The sequence below is a fragment of the Alicycliphilus sp. T452 genome (assembly GCF_054512775.1).
Genome location: NZ_JBTNEH010000022.1, coordinates 1 through 16043 on the forward strand (window position 1 = coordinate 1; position 16043 = coordinate 16043).

The following is a 16043-nucleotide window of genomic DNA, read 5'->3' on the forward strand; positions in this document are numbered from 1 at the left end:
TCGTGCGCCTGACGCTGCGCAGTAACAGCTCTATCTCGGCAAACTTCTCTCGGCTGATGTCGCTCGGGTATTGCTTTCTTTTCACACCCCTATTGTCTGAGGTCGGAAGATCGCAAACAGGCTCTTAGAACGAGGAGCCGGGCTCGCGCAGGAACGCCAGTTCCTCGTCGCTGGACTCGCGCCCCAGGATGGCGTTGCGGTGCGGGTAGCGGCCGAAGCGCTCGATGATGGCCCGGTGCTGCAGCGCGAACGGCAGGTTGCCCTCCAGCCCTGGCTCGGCGAAAAGCCGCACCGACTGCGCCTGCACCACGCGGGATTCGCTGTGCATGTAGGGCATGTAGGCAAAGGCACGCTGCGCGGGCGGCAGGGCGCCGGCCTGCCCGCTGGCCACGAGTTCCTGCGCCAGCACCAGCGCCATGCCGTCCTGCCCGAAGGCGCGCGGCGTGTCGCGGTATACGTTGCGCGAGAACTGGTCCAGCACCACGATCTCCGCCAGGCGCCCCCGGGCGCTTTGGCGCCAGCCGGACAGCTCGCCGCCCGCGGCGGCCTGCAGCGTGGCGCCGAAGCGTTGGGCGATGGCGGCGTCCAGCGCAGCGTCCTTGGCGAACTGCTGCGCGGGGGCCAGTTCCTCGAACCAGAAGTGCAGGATGGATTCGGGCGTCATGTGCGAAGGCGCAGGTTCATTTGCCCCAACTGTCCTTGAGCCCCGTGATGCGGTTGAACACGGGCCTGCCGGGCGCGTGGTCCTTGCGGTCGGCCACGAAGTAGCCGAAGCGCTCGAACTGGAACTTCTCGTCGGGCCGGGCGGCGGCCAGCGAGGGCTCCACGTAGGCGTTCACCACCTTGAGGCTGTCCGGGTTGAGCAGCGCCAGGAAGTCCTTGCCGCCCGCGTCGGGCTGGGCATCGGTGAACAGGCGGTCGTACAGCCGCACCTCGGCCTGCAGGCCGTCCTGCACGCCCACCCAGGTGATGGCGGCCTTGACCTTGACGCTGTCGGCGCCGGGCGTGCCGCTCTTGGTGTCCGGCACCACGGTGGCCAGCACCTTGGCCACGCGGCCTTCGGCATCCTTCTCGCAGCCCGTGCATTCGATCACGTAGCCGCCCTTGAGGCGCACCCTGTTGCCAGGGAACAGGCGCTTGTAGCCCTTGGGCGGCACCTCCTCGAAGTCCTCGCGCTCGATCCAGACCTCGCGGCCCAGCGTGAAGCGGCGCTCGGGCGCGCCTTCGTGCGCCCCATCGTGGGAATGCGGCAGGGCGGGCAGGCTGCAGGGCTCCAGGTGGTCCGCGCTGCCGAACACCTCGGCCCAGTTGGTCAGCTCCAGCCTGAGCGGGTCGAGCGCCACCATGGCGCGGTGCGCCTTGGCCTCCAGGTCCTCGCGCAGGCAGCCTTCCAGCGTGGCGTAGTCGATCCAGCTGTAGTCCTTGGTCACGCCGATGCGCTCGCAGAACATCTGTATGGATTCGGGCGTGTAGCCGCGCCGGCGCAGGCCCACGATGGTGGGCATGCGCGGGTCGTCCCAGCCGCTCACGATGCCGTTGTCCACCAGGTGCCTGAGCTTGCGCTTGCTGGTGACCACGTAGGTCAGGTTGAGCCGCGCGAACTCGTACTGGCGCGGCTGCGGCGTGGCGATCAGGCCGCCCTCGGCCAGGCGGTCGAGCAGCCAGTCGTAGAACGGGCGCTGGTCCTCGAACTCCAGCGTGCAGATGCTGTGGGTGATGCACTCCAGCGCGTCCTCGACCGGGTGCGCGAAGGTGTACATGGGATAGATGCACCACGCATTGCCGGTGTTGTGGTGCTCGGCGTGCTTGATGCGGTAGATGGCCGGGTCGCGCAGGTTGATGTTGGGCGACGCCATGTCGATCTTCGCGCGCAGCACGGCGGCGCCGTCGGGCAGCTTGCCGCCCTTCATCTCGCGAAAGCGCGCCAGGTTCTCGGCCGGCGTGCGGCTGCGGTAGGGGCTGTCCACGCCGGGCCTGCCGAAATCGCCGCGGTTCGCGCGCATCTCCTCGGGCGTCTGCTCGTCCACGTAGGCGTGGCCGGTCTCGATGAGGTACTCGGCCGCGCGGTACATGAAGCCGAAGTAGCTGCTGGCGTAGTACAGGTTCTCGTGGCCGTCCGGGTCCTTCCAGTCGAAGCCGAGCCAGTGCACGGCGTCGATGATGCCGTCCACGTATTCCTGGTCTTCCTTCTCGGGGTTGGTGTCGTCGAAGCGCAGGTGGCACACGCCGCCGTAATCGCGCGCCAGGCCGAAGTTCAGGCAGATGCTCTTGGCGTGGCCCACGTGCAGGTAGCCGTTGGGCTCGGGCGGGAAGCGCGTGCGGATTTTCGCGGGGTCTGCCGGGCCGGCGCCCTGGTGGGCCGCGTCGCCGGGGCTGCCGGCCCAGCGGTTGCGTGCATGCGTGCCCTGGGCCAGGTCGGCTTCTATGATCTGGCGCAGGAAGTTGCTGGGTTTGACGGTATCCGTGCTGTCGTTGTGGACTGGGGTGCTCATGCCCGGATTCTAGGCCGCGCCAGGGCCTGGACAGGCCCTGGCGGCAACGTTCGGAAACAACATGGATGCCGATCCATGCCAACCTGTCGCCGGTCTGGCGCGTTGAGAGCAGGCCTCGCAGTCAAAGGAGATTTTCATCATGACCCAACGTCGCTCTTGGTTTGCCGCCGCCGCATCGGCCGGCGTGGCCCTGGCCTTGATGACGGGCGCTGGCGCTGCGCAGGCGCGCAGTGACGTGTACTGGTCCGTCGGCGTGGGCGCCCCCGGCGTGGCCCTGGGGGTGGGCAATGCCGCCCCGGTGTACTACGCACCGCCCCCGCCCGTGTACTACGCGCCGCCTCCGGTGGTCTATGCGCCGCCGCGCCCCGTGTACTACGCGCCGCCGCCTCCCGTGGTGTACGTGCCGCCCGTGGGCTACTACCAACGCGGCTGGGGCGGCCACCGCCACCATCATCACCACGGCCGTCGCGATTGGCGCTGAGGCACTTGGCGGATTGCCGAGACGAGCGGCCCTGCGGGGCCGCTTTTGCATGGTGGCCGCCCCGCATAATGAAGGGCTGCGGGTCAGATCCCGCCCGGATTGCACTTCATGACCACCAAAACCGTCTACGTTCTCAACGGCCCCAATCTCAACCTGCTGGGCACGCGCGAGCCGCAGGTCTATGGCTCCCAGACCCTGGCCGACGTGGAGCAGATCTGCGCGGCGGCCTGCGCGCGCCATGGCCTTTCGCTGGTGTTCCGCCAGAGCAACCATGAGGGCGCCCTCGTGGACTGGATCCACGAGGCGGGCCGGCTGCACGCCGAGGGCAAGCTGGCCGGCGTGGTGCTCAACGCCGCGGCCTATACGCACACCAGCGTGGCGCTGCTCGACGCCGTCAAGGGCACGGGCGTGCCGCTGGTGGAACTGCACATCAGCAACGTGCACGCGCGCGAGAACTTCCGCCACCGCTCCTACCTGGCCGGCGCCGCGCGCGCCGTGATGTGCGGCTTCGGCGTGCAGGGCTACGCGCTGGCCATCGCCGGGGTGGCGCAATGGTGACGGCGCGGGCGCTCGCCACGCTGCCCGTGCCCGCCCAGGTGCTGGCCCTGGAGCGGCAGGCCAGGCGCGAGACCACGCCCTGCGGTGCCGGCGACATGGTCTGGCACACCTGGGGCACGCCGCGCGACGGCGTGCCGCCGCTGGTGCTGCTGCATGGCGGCAGCGGCAGCTGGACGCACTGGGTGCGCAACATCGCCGGCCTGGTGGACGCGGGGCGCGAGCTGTGGATCCCCGACCTGCCGGGTTTCGGCGATTCGGCCTCGCCCGCCTCGGGCGGGGACGCCGACGCCCTGGCCGGGCCGATGGCCGAGGGCCTGCGCGCGCTGTTCGGCCCGCGCCAGTGCGACCTGGTGGGCTTCTCGTTCGGCGGACTGACGGCCGGCCTGCTGCTGGCGGCCCACCCCGAGCTGGCGCGCCAGCTGGTGGTGGTGGGCGCTCCGGCCATGGGCGTGGTGCCGCAGCGGCAGGTCGCGCTCAAGGCCTGGCGCCACCTGCCCGAGGCCGCCCAGATCGCGGCGCACCGCTACAACCTGGCCGCGCTCATGCTCGAGGACGAGGCCCTGATCGACGCCCTGGACGGCCTGGCGCTGGGCCTGCACGTGGCCAACGTGGTGCGCGACCGCATGCCGCGCCGCCGCCTGGCGTACACCGATGCGCTGGCGCGCGCGTTGTCGCGGGTCGATTGCCCCGTGCATGCCATCTATGGCCGCAGCGACGCGCTCTACAAGGAGTGGATAGGCGCGCTGGAGGGCGCCTACGCCGCCGCCGCGCCCGATTTCCGCGGCCTGGCGCTCATCGATGACGCGGGCCACTGGGTGCAGTTCGAGCGCCCGCAGGCCTTCATGCAGGCGCTGCTGGCGGCGCTGCGCGCGGGCGCCGGCGAGTGACCGGACGCCATTGCCCGCCGGCCCTGCGGGTGGACCCCGCCGAGGTGGAGCTGACCGCCATGCGCGCCCAGGGCGCGGGCGGGCAGAACGTGAACAAGGTGTCGAGCGCCGTGCACCTGCGCTTCGACATCGCGGCCTCGTCGCTGCCCGGCGACGTGAAGCAGCGCCTGCTGGCCCTGCGCGACAGCCGCATCACGCAGCAGGGCGTGCTCGTCATCAAGGCCCAGCAGTACCGCACGCAGGAGGCCAACCGTCTGGACGCGCTGGCCCGCCTGCAGGCCCTGGTGGACAGCGTGGCCCGGCCGCCGCGCGTGCGCCGCGCCACGCGGCCCACGCGGGGGTCGCAGCAGCGGCGGCGGGAATCCAAGAGCCGGCGCGCGGGCATCAAGGCGCTGCGCGGCCGCCCGGCCGCGATGGATTGACGCCCGCACGGGTGCGGCGGATGGAACGCACCATCCCATGCATGGCCCTTGGCATTGCCCCGGCCGCACCCACATGATGGCCTGACCATGACCACCGACACCCTCCCTTCCTCCTCCACGGCGGCCGGCCCCGGCGCGCTGCCCGCGCTGTTCGTCTCGCATGGCGCGCCGCTGTTCGCGCTCGAACCCGGCAGCACCGGCCCGGCGCTCGCGCACTGGGCCGCCGGGCTCGGGCGCAGCCACCCCGGCCTGCGCGGCGTGGTCGTCATGTCGCCGCACTGGATGGCGCGCAGCGCCACCGTCATGACCGGCGCGCGGCCCGCCACCTGGCACGACTTCGGCGGCTTTCCGCCCGCGCTCTACACGCTGCAATACCCGGCCGCGGGCGATCCGGCCCTGGCCCGGCAGGTGCTGGACCTGCTGCGGCAGGCCGGCATCGCCGCGCAGGGCGACGCGGCGCGCCCCTTCGACCACGGCGCCTGGGTGCCGCTCATGCACCTGTTTCCGCAGGCCGGCCTGCCGGTCGTGCAGGTGGCGCTGCCCGCGGGCGCCGGCCCGGCCCAGGTGCATGCCATGGGGGCGGCCCTGCGCGGCCTGCGCGCGCAGGGCGTGCTGGTCGTGGGCTCGGGCAGCATGACGCACAACCTGGCCGAGTTCTTCGGCGGCGTCCATGACGAGGCCGCGCCCTATGTGCTGGAGTTCAGCCGCTGGATCGAGCGACAGGTCGAGCGCGGCGACCTCGCCGCGCTGCTGGACTACCGCGCCCGGGCGCCGCACGCCCGGCGCGCCCATCCCACCGAGGAGCATTTCCTCCCGCTGTTCTTCGCGCTGGGCGCCGCGGCCGAGGGCGCCCGGGTGCAGTACCTGAGCCGCGAGGTGATGTACGGGGTGCTGGCCATGGATGCGTTCGCGCTGGAGTGACGCCGGGCAGCCGCGCTATGCCTTGGGCAGGGGCAGGGCGGTCTTGTAGCGCACCTGCTTGAGCGTGAAGCTGGTGCGGATCTTCTCGATGCCCGGGATGGGCGTGAGCTGCTCCAGGATGAAGCGCTCCAGCGCGGCGATGTCGGGCAGCGCCACGCGGATCAGGTAGTCGCTGTCGCCCGTCATCAGGTAGCACTCCATCACCGGGTCGTGCTCGGCGATGCGCTGCTCGAACGCGGCCAGCGCCTCCTTGCTCTGGCTCTTGAGGCTGATGCTGATGAACACGTTGAGCCCCAGCCCCAGCGCCCCCGGGTTGGCCAGCGCCACGTAGCGCTGGATGACGCCCGCCGCCTCCAGCGCCTTCACGCGCGCCAGGCAGGGCGAGGGCGACAGGTGCACGCGCCGCGCGAGCTCCACGTTCGAGAGCGAGCCGTCGGCCTGCAGTTCGGCGAGTATGCGCAGATCGGTAGTGTCGAGCTTCATGTGCTGTTGTTGATTCGGAAGTCGGCAGATTGTGCTGCAGATATTCGCCACGGCCTGCAAATCGGCACCCTGTTTTACCGGCGCCGGAATACAGTGGCGGGCATGAACGCATGCACACCTCCCTCCACCCCGTCCACCGCCGGCACCGCGGTGGATACCGACCCCCAGGAAACCGCCGAGTGGCGCGATGCCTTCGCGGCGCTGGTGGCCACGCAGGGCCCGCAGCGCGCCCGCTTCGTGCTGGACGAGCTGGCGCGCGCCGCCCATGCGGGCCAGGTGGGCTGGCGGCCGGACCTGAACAGCCCCTACGTCAACACCATCGCCGCGCAGGCGCAGCCGGTGTTCCCGGGCGACCTTGCGATCGAGGAGCGGCTGGCGTCGCTGATGCGCTGGAACGCGCTGGCCATGGTGGTGCGCGCCAACCAAGCCTATGGCGAGCTGGGCGGCCATATCGCCAGCTACGCGAGCGCGGCCGATCTGTTCGAGGTGGGCTTCAACCATTTCTTCCATGCCCGCGAGGGCCTGGAGCCCGGCCAGCACCGGGGCGACCTGGTGTTCTTCCAGCCGCACAGCGCGCCCGGCGTCTATGCCCGCGCCTTTCTGGAGGGGCGCCTGTCCGAGCAGGACCTGCTGCATTTCCGCCAGGAGATCACCGCGCCCGGCCAGGGCGCGCGCGGCCTGTGCAGCTACCCCCACCCCTGGCTGATGCCGGACTTCTGGCAGTTCCCGACCGGCTCCATGGGCATAGGGCCCATCAGCAGCATCTACCACGCGCGTTTCATGCACTTCCTGACCGACCGGGGCCTGCTGGACTGCGCGGGCCGCAAGGTTTGGGGCGTGTTCGGCGACGGGGAGATGGACGAGCCCGAGAGCACCAGTGCCCTGACGCTGGCCGCGCGCGAGGGCCTGGACAACCTGGTCTGGGTGGTCAACTGCAACCTGCAGCGCCTGGACGGCCCGGTGCGCGGCAACGGCCGCATCGTCGACGAGCTCGAGCGCCTGTTCACCGGCAGCGGCTGGAACGTCATCAAGCTCCTGTGGGGCAGCGACTGGGACGGGCTGTTCGCCCGGGACCTGACCGGCACCCTGGTGCGCACGCTGGGCGACACCGTGGACGGCCAGATGCAGACCTTCGCCGCCAAGGACGGGCGCTTCAACCGCGACCACTTCTTCGGCCAGACCCCCGAACTCGCCGCGCTGGCCCAGGGCCTGACCGACGAGCAGATCGACCGCTTGAAGCGCGGCGGCCACGACCTGGTGAAGATCCACGCCGCCTACGCCGCGGCCGCCGCCCACCGGGGCCAGCCCACGGTGATCCTGGCCCACACCAAGAAGGGCTACGGCATGGGCCAGGCCGGCCAGGGCAAGATGACCACGCACAGCCAGAAGAAGCTGGACGAGACGGACCTCATCGAGTTCCGCAACCGCTTCAACCTGCCGCTCACCGACGCGCAGGCCACGGGCCTGGCCTTCCTCAAACCCGCAGCCGACAGCCCCGAGATGCAGTACCTGCAGGCGCGGCGCAAGCGCCTGGGCGGCTACCTGCCCCGGCGCGAGAGCCGCTGCGAAACCCTGCCCGTGCCGCCGCTGCAGCAATACGCGCAGTTCGCGCTGGCGGCCGATGGCAAGGAGATGAGCACCACCATGGCCTTCGTGCGCATGCTGGGCGCGCTGCTCAAGGACGCCACGCTGGGCCCGCGCATCGTGCCCATCGTGGCCGACGAGGCGCGCACCTTCGGCATGGCCAACCTGTTCAAGCAGGTGGGCATCTACAGCAGCGTAGGCCAGCAGTACGCGCCGGAGGACATCGGCTCGGTGCTCTCGTACCGCGAGGCGCTGGACGGCCAGATCCTGGAAGAGGGCATCAGCGAGGCCGGCGCCATCGCGAGCTGGACGGCGGCGGCGACGAGCTACAGCGTGCACGGCCTGGCCATGCTGCCGTTCTACATCTACTACTCCATGTTCGGCTTTCAGCGCGTGGGCGACGCGATCTGGGCCGCCGCCGACCAGCGCGCGCGGGGCTTCCTGCTGGGCGCCACGTCGGGGCGCACCACGCTGGGCGGCGAGGGCCTGCAGCACCAGGACGGCAGCAGCCACCTGGTGGCGGCCACCATCCCCAACTGCAAGGCCTACGACCCGGCCCATGCGGGCGAGCTGGCCGTGATCCTGGACGCGGGCATGCGCGAGATGATGGTGGAGCAGAAGGACGTGTTCTATTACGTCACGCTCATGAACGAGAACTACGCCCAGCCCGACCTGCCCGCCGCGGCGCACGAGGGTGTGCTGCGCGGGTGCTATGTTATGGATAGCTGCCAGCGCTTGCTGGACAAGCCTGGGGGCCCGATTTCATCTGAAAAACAGGTGACCTTGCTGGGCTCCGGCGCCATCCTCACCGAGGCCGCCCGGGCCGCCGCCCTGCTGGCCGCCGAGGGCATCGCCGCCACCGTGGTCAGCGTCACGAGCTGGAGCGAGCTGGCGCGCGACGGCATGGCCTGCGAGCAGGGCGGCGGCACGCCGTGGATCGCCCGGGTGCTGGCCGGCACGCACGGCCCCATCGTCGCCGCCACCGACTACGTGCGCGCCGTGCCCGAGAGCGTGCGCGCCTACCTGCCCGAGGGCCGGCGCTACCGCACCCTGGGCACCGACGGCTTCGGGCGCAGCGACACGCGCGCCGCGCTGCGAGGCTTCTTCGGCGTGGATGCGGCGCGCATCGCGCAGGCGGCGCGGGAGGCGCTCGCATCCTGATCGCCGGCGGGGGCCGTCATGCCAGCGCGGCCTGCTGCGCCACGTGGTGGATAAAGGCCGCCGCCTGCAGGGTGCGCAGATCGTCACCGTAGGCGCCGATCGCCTGCACCCCCATGGGCAGGCCGCGCGGCCCCCGGGCGATGGGCACGCAGACGCAGGGCACGTGCATCAGGCTCCAGAGCGCGCCGAACTGCGCGGAGCCCGAATCGGCGATGCCTTCGTCCGCCTCGCCCTGCGCGGGCGGGTACAGGATCGCGTCCACGTCGCCAAACAGGCCCGCCAGGGCCTGGCGCCCGGCCAGGGCGCGCTGGCGCATGGCGAGGTATTGCGCGGCGTCGATGCCTTCGCCGCCCGCCAGGCGCGCCTGTAGCCGCGGGCTGAACAGCGCCGCATGGTGCTGCCGCTCGTATGCCAGGGACTGGCGCGCCTCGAAGGCGAAGAGCCGGCCCTGCATCCCGATCAGCGGCTCCAGCGCGGCCGGCAGCCGCATGCGCCGGACGGTGGCGCCCGCGCGCTGCGCCGCGGCGGCGATGCGCTCGATGGCCTCGGCCATCTCGGGGCGGACGGCATCCCATTGCGACGACTGGCACACCGCGAGCCGGGGGCGCTCCAGCGGGCCGGCCTGCACGCGCATGCCGTGCAGGCCGAAGGCGCACAGCGCCGCGTCCTGCACCGTTCTCGCCAGCAGCGTGATGGTGTCCTGCGACGGGCTCAAGGGCTTGAGGCCGGCCGTGTTGAGAAAGCCGAAGGTCGGCTTGTAGCCCACGATGCCGCAATAGGACGCGGGCCGCACCGTGGAGGCCGTGGTCTGCGTGCCGAAGGCCACGGGCGCCATGAAGTCGGCCACGGCCGCGGCCGAGCCGCTGGACGAGCCGCCGGGCGTGTGCTCTAGGTCGAGCGGGTTGCGCGTGCTGCTCGGCGTCTGCGTGGCGAACTCGCTCGTGGCCGCCTTGCCGAGGACCAGCCCGCCGAACTCCCGCACCCGCGCCACGCAGGCCGCATCGACCGCGGGCCGGTGGCCGGCGTAGATGGGCGAGCCGTAGGCGGTGGCCAGGTGCCGGGTGTCCAGCACGTCCTTCACGGCGAACGGAATGCCCCGCAGCGGCGCGGCGCCGGCGCGGTCCGCGGCGCGCGCCTGCGCCAGCGCCCAGCCGGCGTCCATGGCGGTGAAGGCCTGCACCTGGCCGTTGCGTTCCTCGATGCGCTCCAGGCATGCCTGCGTGAGCGCCTCGCTCGTGAGGCTGCCTTCCTCCATGGCGCGCAGGGCCTGCAGGACCGACAGGCGGTTCGGCGACTCCATGGGCGCGCTCATTGCGGGGCGATGCCTGCTTCGCGGATGGTCTTGGCCCAGCGGTCGTGCTCCTTCTTCACGAAGGCCGCGAACGCCTCGGGGCTGTCGCCGATGGGCTCGGCCCCCTGGGCCAGCAGCGATTCCTTGACCTTGGGGTCCTGCAGGATGCGCACCACCTCGTGGTTCAGCCGCTGGATGATGGGCCGCGGCACGCCCGCGGGGGCGAAGAGGCCGAACCAGCCTTCCACCTCGTAGCCGGGCACGCCGCTCTCCGCGATGGTCGGCACCTCGGGCAGCAGCGGCGTGCGCCTGGCGGAAGTCACGCCGAGAGCCTGGAGCTTGCCCGCCCGGATATGCGGCAGGCACAGCGGCAGGTTGCAGAACATGGCGCTGACCCGCCCGCCCATCACGTCGGTGACGGGAGCGCTGCCGCCCTTGTAGGGGATGTGCAGGAAGTCGGGGATCTGGGCCATGCTCTTGAACAGCTCGCCCGACAGATGCATGCTGCCGCCCGCGCCGCTGGAGGCGAAGCTGTATTTCTCCGTCTTCGCGGCCTGGATGAAGTCCTTGACGCTGCGCGCCGTCACCTGCGGCCCCACGACCAGCACGTTGGGCATGGACGCGACGTTGGTGATGGGCGCGAAGTCCTTGATGGCGTTGAACTTCAGGTTCTTGTGCAGGCTGGGGTTGATGGCGTTGGTGCTGGCCGCGCCCATCATCAAGGTGTAGCCGTCGGGCGCCGCCGCGGCGGCGTATGCGGCGCCGATGTTGCCGTCGGCCCCGGCCCTGTTGTCCACGACCACGGGCTGCCCCAGCGCATCGCCCAGGCGCTGGGCCACGATGCGCGCCAGCAGGTCGGTCACGCTGCCGGCGGCGAAGGGCACCACCATGGTGACGGGCTTGGCGGGGTAGTCTGCCGGCGCAGGCGCCTGCGCGTGTGCCGGAGCGGCCGTGGCGGCCAGGGCGAGGATGGCGGACGCGAGCAGGGCGCGGCGATGGGTGGAGCGGGGCAGGGGCATGGCTGTGTGAGGGATGAGTGGATGGGCGACGTTGCTTGCCGAAGGCTATGGCCGTCCAACTGATATGTCCAATATAAAATTAACGAACAATTAGGACGTAATTTGAAATAATGATGCTCTCCCGCAACCTGCTGGCCTTCATCGCGGTGGCCGAGGAACTGCATTTCGGCAAGGCCGCGCAGCGGCTGCACATCAGCCAGCCGCCGCTGAGCCAGCAGATCCGCCAGTTCGAGGAAGAGGTCGGGGCGCCGCTGCTGGTGCGCACCACGCGCTCGGTGCAGCTCACCCCCGCGGGCCGCCTGATGCTGGAGCGCGCCCACCTGCTGCTGGCCGAGGCGGGCGCCGCGCTGCACTCCGTCCGGCGCCATGCCGTGGGCGACGAGGGCGTGCTCACGCTGGGGTTCACCCACAGCACGGTCTACCGCGTGCTGCCCAAGGTGCTGCACGCTTTTCGGCAGGCATGCCCCGACGTGGTGCTGGAGCTGCGGCAGCTCACGTCCGACCTGCTGGTGCAGGAGGTGCGCAGCGGCCGCCTGGACGTGGCGATGCTGCGGTTTTCCTCCTCCATGGAGAGCGCTGACCTGATGTCGCGGGTGATCACCCACGACCCGATGGTGCTGGTCCTGCCGCTGGGGCACCCGCTCGCGGCGCATCGGCGCGTGCCGGTCCGGCTCCTGCAGGGGCTGCCCTGGGTGGGTTATGAGATACAGGGCGCGCGCTATTTCCATGAACTGGAGGAAAAGGTGCTTGCCGGCGCGCGGGTGCGCCCCAGCGTGCAGCACCGCAGCCTGCTGCCGACCCTGCTTGCCCTGGTGGAGGCGGGCATGGGCGCGGCGCTCGCCCCCGCGTCCGCCGTGCAAGGGGTGGCGGGGCGCATCGAGTGGCGGGAACTGGCGCTGCCTGAGGGCTGTGCGCCCCTGGATGCGGTGCTTTCCTGCGTCTGGGCCGCGGACAACTACAACCCGGTGGTGCAGCGGTTCCTGGGCTGCCTGTCCGACGCGGTACCGCCGGACGAAAGGTCGGGTATGGATGCCAGGGGTTGACTCAGAGCCTGTTCAATATCTTTTCATGGTGCCCGCAAGGCAGCAAAAAGCCGCAATCGAGGCGCGCGCCGCAGGCCATGCTGGCGGCCTGGACAAGGTGCGCAACGACGAGTGCGGCTTTTTGCTGCCTTGCCCGAAGGGTTGTCCCGAAAAGGCAGCGTCTGCGGCGTTGCAAATCCTCGCCGGGCCACCAGCCCGGCTGCGGTTTGCGCCTTGCATCCACTGCCTTTTCGGGGCAACGGGCACCATGAAAAGATATTGAACAGGCTCTCAGACGTTAGAGTGGCGGGCCACGCCACCAGAACGAACCACACGATGACCCTGCAGTTCCAGCCCGTCGCCTCCGGCGCCCGCCTTGCCGACCAGGTGGCCGATGCCCTGGAGGCAGAGATCCGCGGCGGCCGGCTGGCGCCCGGCGCGCGGCTGCCGACCGAGGCGGTGCTGGCCACGCAGTTCGCCGTGAGCCGCACGGTGGTGCGCGAGGCGGTGTCGCGGCTCAAGTCGCTGGGCATGGTGGATTCGCGGCAGGGCAGCGGCGTGTACGTGCGCGCGGCCGGCGCCGAGCCGCTGCGCTTCGAGGCGGCGCACCTGGCCTCGCGCGATGCGGTGGTCCAGATGGCCGAGCTGCGCCGGCCGCTCGAATCCGAAGTCGCCGCGCTGGCCGCCGAGCGGCGCACGCCGCAGGACCTGGAGCGCATCCGCGCGGCCATCGGCGCGCTGGACGAGGCCGTGGCCGCGGGGCAGGGCGGGGCCGAGCAGGACCTGGCCTTCCACCTCGCGGTGGCCGAGTCGGCCCACAACCCGTTCCTGATCGGCACGCTGCAGTACCTGCACGGCTTGCTGCAGGGCGCGATCCGCGTCACGCGGGCCAACGAGGCGCGGCGCGACGATTTCGCGCGCGAGGTCGCGCGCGAGCATGAGCGCATCGTCCAGGCCATCGAGGCTGGCGATCCCGTGGCCGCGCGCGAGGCGGCCAAGGCGCACATGGACAACGCCATCCGCCGCATCGGGCAGGCCGACCCTGCGTTCTGGCGGCAGGAGGGCGCGCGGCTCGCGCAGCCGCTGGTCGAAGGGCGCGCCACGCGCCAGCGCTGATTCCTCATCGTCAGGGTTAACCCTTATCGGCATGGAATCCCATAATTTGTATGATGACCTGATGAATTAATCCTTCGCCCAGCAAGGATGGCACCCGCGGACAGGGCCTTTCGCGCTCCTGCGCCGTCATTTCGATCCGGGAATCAACGCTCATGTCTTCTTCTGTTTCCGCCGTGCTTGCGGCGGCCGGCGCCGAGGGCGCGCTCGAAAAGCGGGCCTACGGCAAGGTGTTCTGGCGCCTCGTGCCCTTCCTCATGCTCTGCTATGTGGTCGCGTACCTCGACCGCGTCAACGTGGGCTTCGCCAAGCTCCAGATGGCGCAGGACCTGGGCTTCAGCGAGACGGTGTTCGGCCTGGGCGCCGGCATCTTCTTCCTGGGCTATTTCCTGTTCGAGGTGCCCAGCAACCTGCTGCTGCACCGTGTGGGCGCGCGCATGTGGATCGCGCGCATCATGATCACCTGGGGCATCCTGTCGGGCTGCTTCATGTTCGTGGAGTCGCCCACCGGCTTCTACGTCCTGCGCTTCCTGCTGGGCGTGGCCGAGGCGGGCTTCTACCCCGGCGTGATCCTCTACCTGACCTACTGGTACCCGGCGCACCGGCGCGCGCGCATCATCGCCGTGTTCATGTCGGCCATTCCCGTGGCGGGCATCTTCGGCAACCCGCTGTCGGGCTGGATCATGGACGCGTTCCACGGCGCGTCCTCGCTGCAGGGCTGGCAGTGGATGTTCCTGATCGAGGCCGTGCCCGCGGTGCTGGTCGGCATCATGGTGCTGCTGTACCTGGACAACGGAATCCAGAAGGCCCGCTGGCTCACCGCTGAGGAAAAGGCGCTGCTGGAGCGCGAAATCGAGGCCGACCACGCCCAGGGCGGAGCGCAGGGCCCGCATTCGGTGGCGGGCGTGTTCCGCGACATGCGCGTGTGGTGGATGGCGCTGATCTACTTCGCCTTCGTCATGGGCCAGTACGCGCTGACCTTCTGGATGCCCACGCTGGTCAAGGCCACGGGCGTGCAGGGCAACTTCCACATCGGGCTCCTGAGCGCGATTCCCTTCCTCTGCGCCATCGTCGCCATGAACTTCTTCGGCCGCAGCGCCGACACGCGCCGCGAGCGCCGCTGGCACCTGATCGTGCCCTCGCTGATGGGCGCGGTGGGCTTCACCATGGCGGCCTCGTACACGCAGAACACGGTGGTGGCGCTGGCCTTCCTGTCGCTGGCGGCCGCCGGCGTGCTGACCTGCGCGCCGCTGTTCTGGTCGCTGCCCACGGCCTTCCTGTCGGGCACGGCCGCGGCGGCGGGCATTGCGGCCATCAATTCCGTGGGTAACCTTGCGGGGTTCGCGAGCCCCTACCTGATCGGCTACCTCAAGGACCTGACCGGCAGCACGCAGATCGGCATGTACGTGCTCTCGGCCGTGCTGGTGCTGGGCGCCATCGGCGTCTGGCTGGTGCCCAGGAAACTCGTCAACCGCTAGAGTGAGAAACAACCCCCTGAGCGGCTGCGCCGCTTCCCCCTTCTCTCGGCTTCGCCGGGAAGGGGGACGCCGCCAGCGCGGCGGGGCGGCCCTTGCGCGGCGGCCTTCGCTTAGGCAGTGCGCCAGTTTCATGGGTGGCGCAATGAGCAACTGAAAGGGAACTTATGAGCAGCAGCGCATCGCAATCTACCGTCGGCCTCGTGGGCCTGGGCGCCATGGGCCTGGGCATGGCGCAGTCGCTGCGCCGCGCGGGCCACGCGCCCCACGTGTTCGACCTGCGGCGCGAGGTGGCCCAGGACTTCGCCAGGGACGGCGGCACGGCCTGCGAGACGCTGGCCGAGCTGGGCGCGCGCTGCGACGTGGTGGTCTCGGTGGTCGTCAACGCCGCGCAGACCGAAAGCGTGCTGTTCGGCGACGATGGCGTGGCCGCCGGCATGCGGCCCGGCAGCCTGTTCGTGATGTGCTCCACCGTCGATCCCAACTGGTCGGTGGCGCTGGAATCGCGCCTGGCCAGGCTGGGCATCCTGTACCTGGACGCGCCGATTTCCGGCGGCGCCGCCAAGGCCGCGAGCGGCCAGATCACCATGATGACCGCCGGCACGCCCGAGGCCTATGCGCGCGCGGGCGGCGTGCTCGACGCCATGGCCGCCAAGGTCTACCGCCTGGGCGACAAGGCGGGCGCGGGCAGCAAGGTCAAGATCATCAACCAATTGCTGGCCGGCGTGCACATCGCCGCCGCGGCCGAGGCCATGGCGCTGGGCCTGCGCGAGGGCGTGGACCCCGCGGCGCTCTACGAGGTGATCACGCACAGCGCGGGCAACAGCTGGATGTTCGAGAACCGCATGGCCCACGTGCTGGCCGGCGACTATCGCGCACTGTCGGCCGTGGACATCTTCGTGAAGGACCTGGGGCTGGTGCTGGACGTGGCGCGCGCGAGCAAGTTTCCGCTGCCGCTCTCGTCCACCGCGCACCAGATGTTCATGCAGGCCTCCACCGCGGGCTTCGCGCGCGAGGACGACAGTGCCGTCATCAAGATCTTCCCCGGCATCACGCTGCCCTAGGAAAACTCCTGTTTCCATAGCTGCTCGCGCTTGATACACAAGCGCTAGAGCCCGATCTGGCTTGTAACTC

At 70.5% G+C, this 16043-nt stretch carries 16 protein-coding genes; 10 read left to right on the plus strand and 6 right to left on the minus strand.

Features of this window, described 5'->3' with window-relative positions:
- Positions 1 to 124: 124 nt before the first annotated feature.
- Positions 125 to 664, minus strand: a complete 540-nt coding sequence (locus tag ACX12L_RS17590) for a DUF924 family protein (protein ID WP_459263750.1) — start codon at positions 662 to 664, stop codon at positions 125 to 127.
- 16 nt (positions 665 to 680) lie between these two features.
- Positions 681 to 2492 carry a glutamine--tRNA ligase/YqeY domain fusion protein gene (locus tag ACX12L_RS17595; RefSeq protein ID WP_459263751.1) on the minus strand — a complete coding sequence of 604 codons (1812 nt, stop codon included), beginning with the start codon at positions 2490 to 2492 and terminating at the stop codon, positions 681 to 683.
- Between the two features lie 139 nt (positions 2493 to 2631).
- On the opposite strand from ACX12L_RS17595, the gene ACX12L_RS17600 reads away from it, so the two are divergent.
- From ACX12L_RS17600 to ACX12L_RS17620, 5 genes are all read left to right on the plus strand, one after another.
- Complete coding sequence (locus tag ACX12L_RS17600; protein ID WP_459263752.1) at positions 2632 to 2973, plus strand: hypothetical protein; 342 nt, start codon at positions 2632 to 2634, stop codon at positions 2971 to 2973.
- A gap of 108 nt (positions 2974 to 3081) precedes the next feature.
- Positions 3082 to 3531 (plus strand): type II 3-dehydroquinate dehydratase, encoded by a 450-nt coding sequence (gene aroQ, locus ACX12L_RS17605; protein ID WP_459263753.1) that lies wholly within the window; start codon positions 3082 to 3084, stop codon positions 3529 to 3531.
- A complete protein-coding gene (locus tag ACX12L_RS17610; RefSeq protein ID WP_459263754.1) occupies positions 3525 to 4418 on the plus strand; it encodes an alpha/beta fold hydrolase in 894 nt (297 codons plus the stop codon). Before aroQ ends, ACX12L_RS17610 begins: the two co-directional genes overlap by 7 nt.
- Positions 4415 to 4840 (plus strand): alternative ribosome rescue aminoacyl-tRNA hydrolase ArfB, encoded by a 426-nt coding sequence (arfB, locus tag ACX12L_RS17615; protein WP_459263755.1) that lies wholly within the window; start codon positions 4415 to 4417, stop codon positions 4838 to 4840. Before ACX12L_RS17610 ends, arfB begins: the two co-directional genes overlap by 4 nt.
- Positions 4841 to 4927: 87 nt before the next feature.
- Complete coding sequence (locus ACX12L_RS17620) at positions 4928 to 5761, plus strand: DODA-type extradiol aromatic ring-opening family dioxygenase (RefSeq protein ID WP_459263756.1); 834 nt, start codon at positions 4928 to 4930, stop codon at positions 5759 to 5761.
- Positions 5762 to 5776: 15 nt separating this feature from the next.
- On the opposite strand, the gene ACX12L_RS17625 is transcribed toward ACX12L_RS17620, so the two are convergent.
- A complete protein-coding gene (locus ACX12L_RS17625; RefSeq protein WP_459263757.1) occupies positions 5777 to 6244 on the minus strand; it encodes an Lrp/AsnC family transcriptional regulator in 468 nt (155 codons plus the stop codon).
- Between the two features lie 102 nt (positions 6245 to 6346).
- Between ACX12L_RS17625 and mdeB the strand changes: the two genes are divergently transcribed.
- Positions 6347 to 8989 carry an alpha-ketoglutarate dehydrogenase gene (mdeB, locus tag ACX12L_RS17630; RefSeq protein ID WP_459263758.1) on the plus strand — a complete coding sequence of 881 codons (2643 nt, stop codon included), beginning with the start codon at positions 6347 to 6349 and terminating at the stop codon, positions 8987 to 8989.
- A gap of 16 nt (positions 8990 to 9005) precedes the next feature.
- On the opposite strand, the gene ACX12L_RS17635 is transcribed toward mdeB, so the two are convergent.
- Entirely contained in the window at positions 9006 to 10289 is a 1284-nt protein-coding gene (locus ACX12L_RS17635) for an amidase (RefSeq protein WP_459263759.1), read from the minus strand.
- Positions 10290 to 10297: 8 nt separating this feature from the next.
- Positions 10298 to 11299: a tripartite tricarboxylate transporter substrate binding protein gene (locus ACX12L_RS17640; protein ID WP_094436503.1), complete on the minus strand. Its 1002-nt coding sequence runs from the start codon at positions 11297 to 11299 to the stop codon at positions 10298 to 10300.
- A 113-nt stretch (positions 11300 to 11412) separates the two neighbouring features.
- Here ACX12L_RS17640 and ACX12L_RS17645 point away from each other — a divergent pair, with 113 nt between their 5' ends.
- On the plus strand, positions 11413 to 12342 hold the full coding sequence (locus tag ACX12L_RS17645; RefSeq protein ID WP_459263760.1) for a LysR family transcriptional regulator: 930 nt from the start codon (positions 11413 to 11415) through the stop codon (positions 12340 to 12342).
- Between the two features lie 315 nt (positions 12343 to 12657).
- Positions 12658 to 13437 carry a FadR/GntR family transcriptional regulator gene (locus ACX12L_RS17650; RefSeq protein WP_459263761.1) on the plus strand — a complete coding sequence of 260 codons (780 nt, stop codon included), beginning with the start codon at positions 12658 to 12660 and terminating at the stop codon, positions 13435 to 13437.
- A gap of 16 nt (positions 13438 to 13453) precedes the next feature.
- Here the strand turns inward: ACX12L_RS17650 and ACX12L_RS17655 are convergent, their stop codons facing one another.
- On the minus strand, positions 13454 to 13591 hold the full coding sequence (locus ACX12L_RS17655) for a hypothetical protein (RefSeq protein ID WP_459263762.1): 138 nt from the start codon (positions 13589 to 13591) through the stop codon (positions 13454 to 13456).
- Here ACX12L_RS17655 and ACX12L_RS17660 point away from each other — a divergent pair.
- Both ACX12L_RS17660 and ltnD read left to right on the plus strand, forming a co-directional pair.
- A complete protein-coding gene (locus tag ACX12L_RS17660; RefSeq protein ID WP_459263763.1) occupies positions 13590 to 14912 on the plus strand; it encodes an MFS transporter in 1323 nt (440 codons plus the stop codon). The two genes, ACX12L_RS17655 and ACX12L_RS17660, sit on opposite strands and share 2 nt — an antisense overlap.
- Before the next feature lie 164 nt (positions 14913 to 15076).
- On the plus strand, positions 15077 to 15973 hold the full coding sequence (gene ltnD, locus ACX12L_RS17665; RefSeq protein ID WP_459263764.1) for an L-threonate dehydrogenase: 897 nt from the start codon (positions 15077 to 15079) through the stop codon (positions 15971 to 15973).
- Positions 15974 to 16043 lie beyond the last annotated feature (70 nt).

Bases quoted from the DNA above. Each gene is read 5' to 3' on its own strand.
- ACX12L_RS17590 (WP_459263750.1), bottom strand. From the start codon at position 664: ATGACGCCCGAATCCATCCTGCACTTCTGGTTCGAGGAACTGGCCCCC.
- ACX12L_RS17595 (WP_459263751.1), bottom strand. From the start codon at position 2,492: ATGAGCACCCCAGTCCACAACGACAGCACGGATACCGTCAAACCCAGC.
- ACX12L_RS17600 (WP_459263752.1), top strand. From the start codon at position 2,632: ATGACCCAACGTCGCTCTTGGTTTGCCGCCGCCGCATCGGCCGGCGTG.
- aroQ (WP_459263753.1), top strand. From the start codon at position 3,082: ATGACCACCAAAACCGTCTACGTTCTCAACGGCCCCAATCTCAACCTG.
- ACX12L_RS17610 (WP_459263754.1), top strand. From the start codon at position 3,525: ATGGTGACGGCGCGGGCGCTCGCCACGCTGCCCGTGCCCGCCCAGGTG.
- ACX12L_RS17620 (WP_459263756.1), top strand. From the start codon at position 4,928: ATGACCACCGACACCCTCCCTTCCTCCTCCACGGCGGCCGGCCCCGGC.
- ACX12L_RS17625 (WP_459263757.1), bottom strand. From the start codon at position 6,244: ATGAAGCTCGACACTACCGATCTGCGCATACTCGCCGAACTGCAGGCC.
- mdeB (WP_459263758.1), top strand. From the start codon at position 6,347: ATGAACGCATGCACACCTCCCTCCACCCCGTCCACCGCCGGCACCGCG.
- ACX12L_RS17635 (WP_459263759.1), bottom strand. From the start codon at position 10,289: ATGGAGTCGCCGAACCGCCTGTCGGTCCTGCAGGCCCTGCGCGCCATG.
- ACX12L_RS17640 (WP_094436503.1), bottom strand. From the start codon at position 11,299: ATGCCCCTGCCCCGCTCCACCCATCGCCGCGCCCTGCTCGCGTCCGCC.
- ACX12L_RS17645 (WP_459263760.1), top strand. From the start codon at position 11,413: ATGCTCTCCCGCAACCTGCTGGCCTTCATCGCGGTGGCCGAGGAACTG.
- ACX12L_RS17650 (WP_459263761.1), top strand. From the start codon at position 12,658: ATGACCCTGCAGTTCCAGCCCGTCGCCTCCGGCGCCCGCCTTGCCGAC.
- ACX12L_RS17660 (WP_459263763.1), top strand. From the start codon at position 13,590: ATGTCTTCTTCTGTTTCCGCCGTGCTTGCGGCGGCCGGCGCCGAGGGC.
- ACX12L_RS17655 (WP_459263762.1), bottom strand. From the start codon at position 13,591: ATGAGCGTTGATTCCCGGATCGAAATGACGGCGCAGGAGCGCGAAAGG.
- ltnD (WP_459263764.1), top strand. From the start codon at position 15,077: ATGAGCAGCAGCGCATCGCAATCTACCGTCGGCCTCGTGGGCCTGGGC.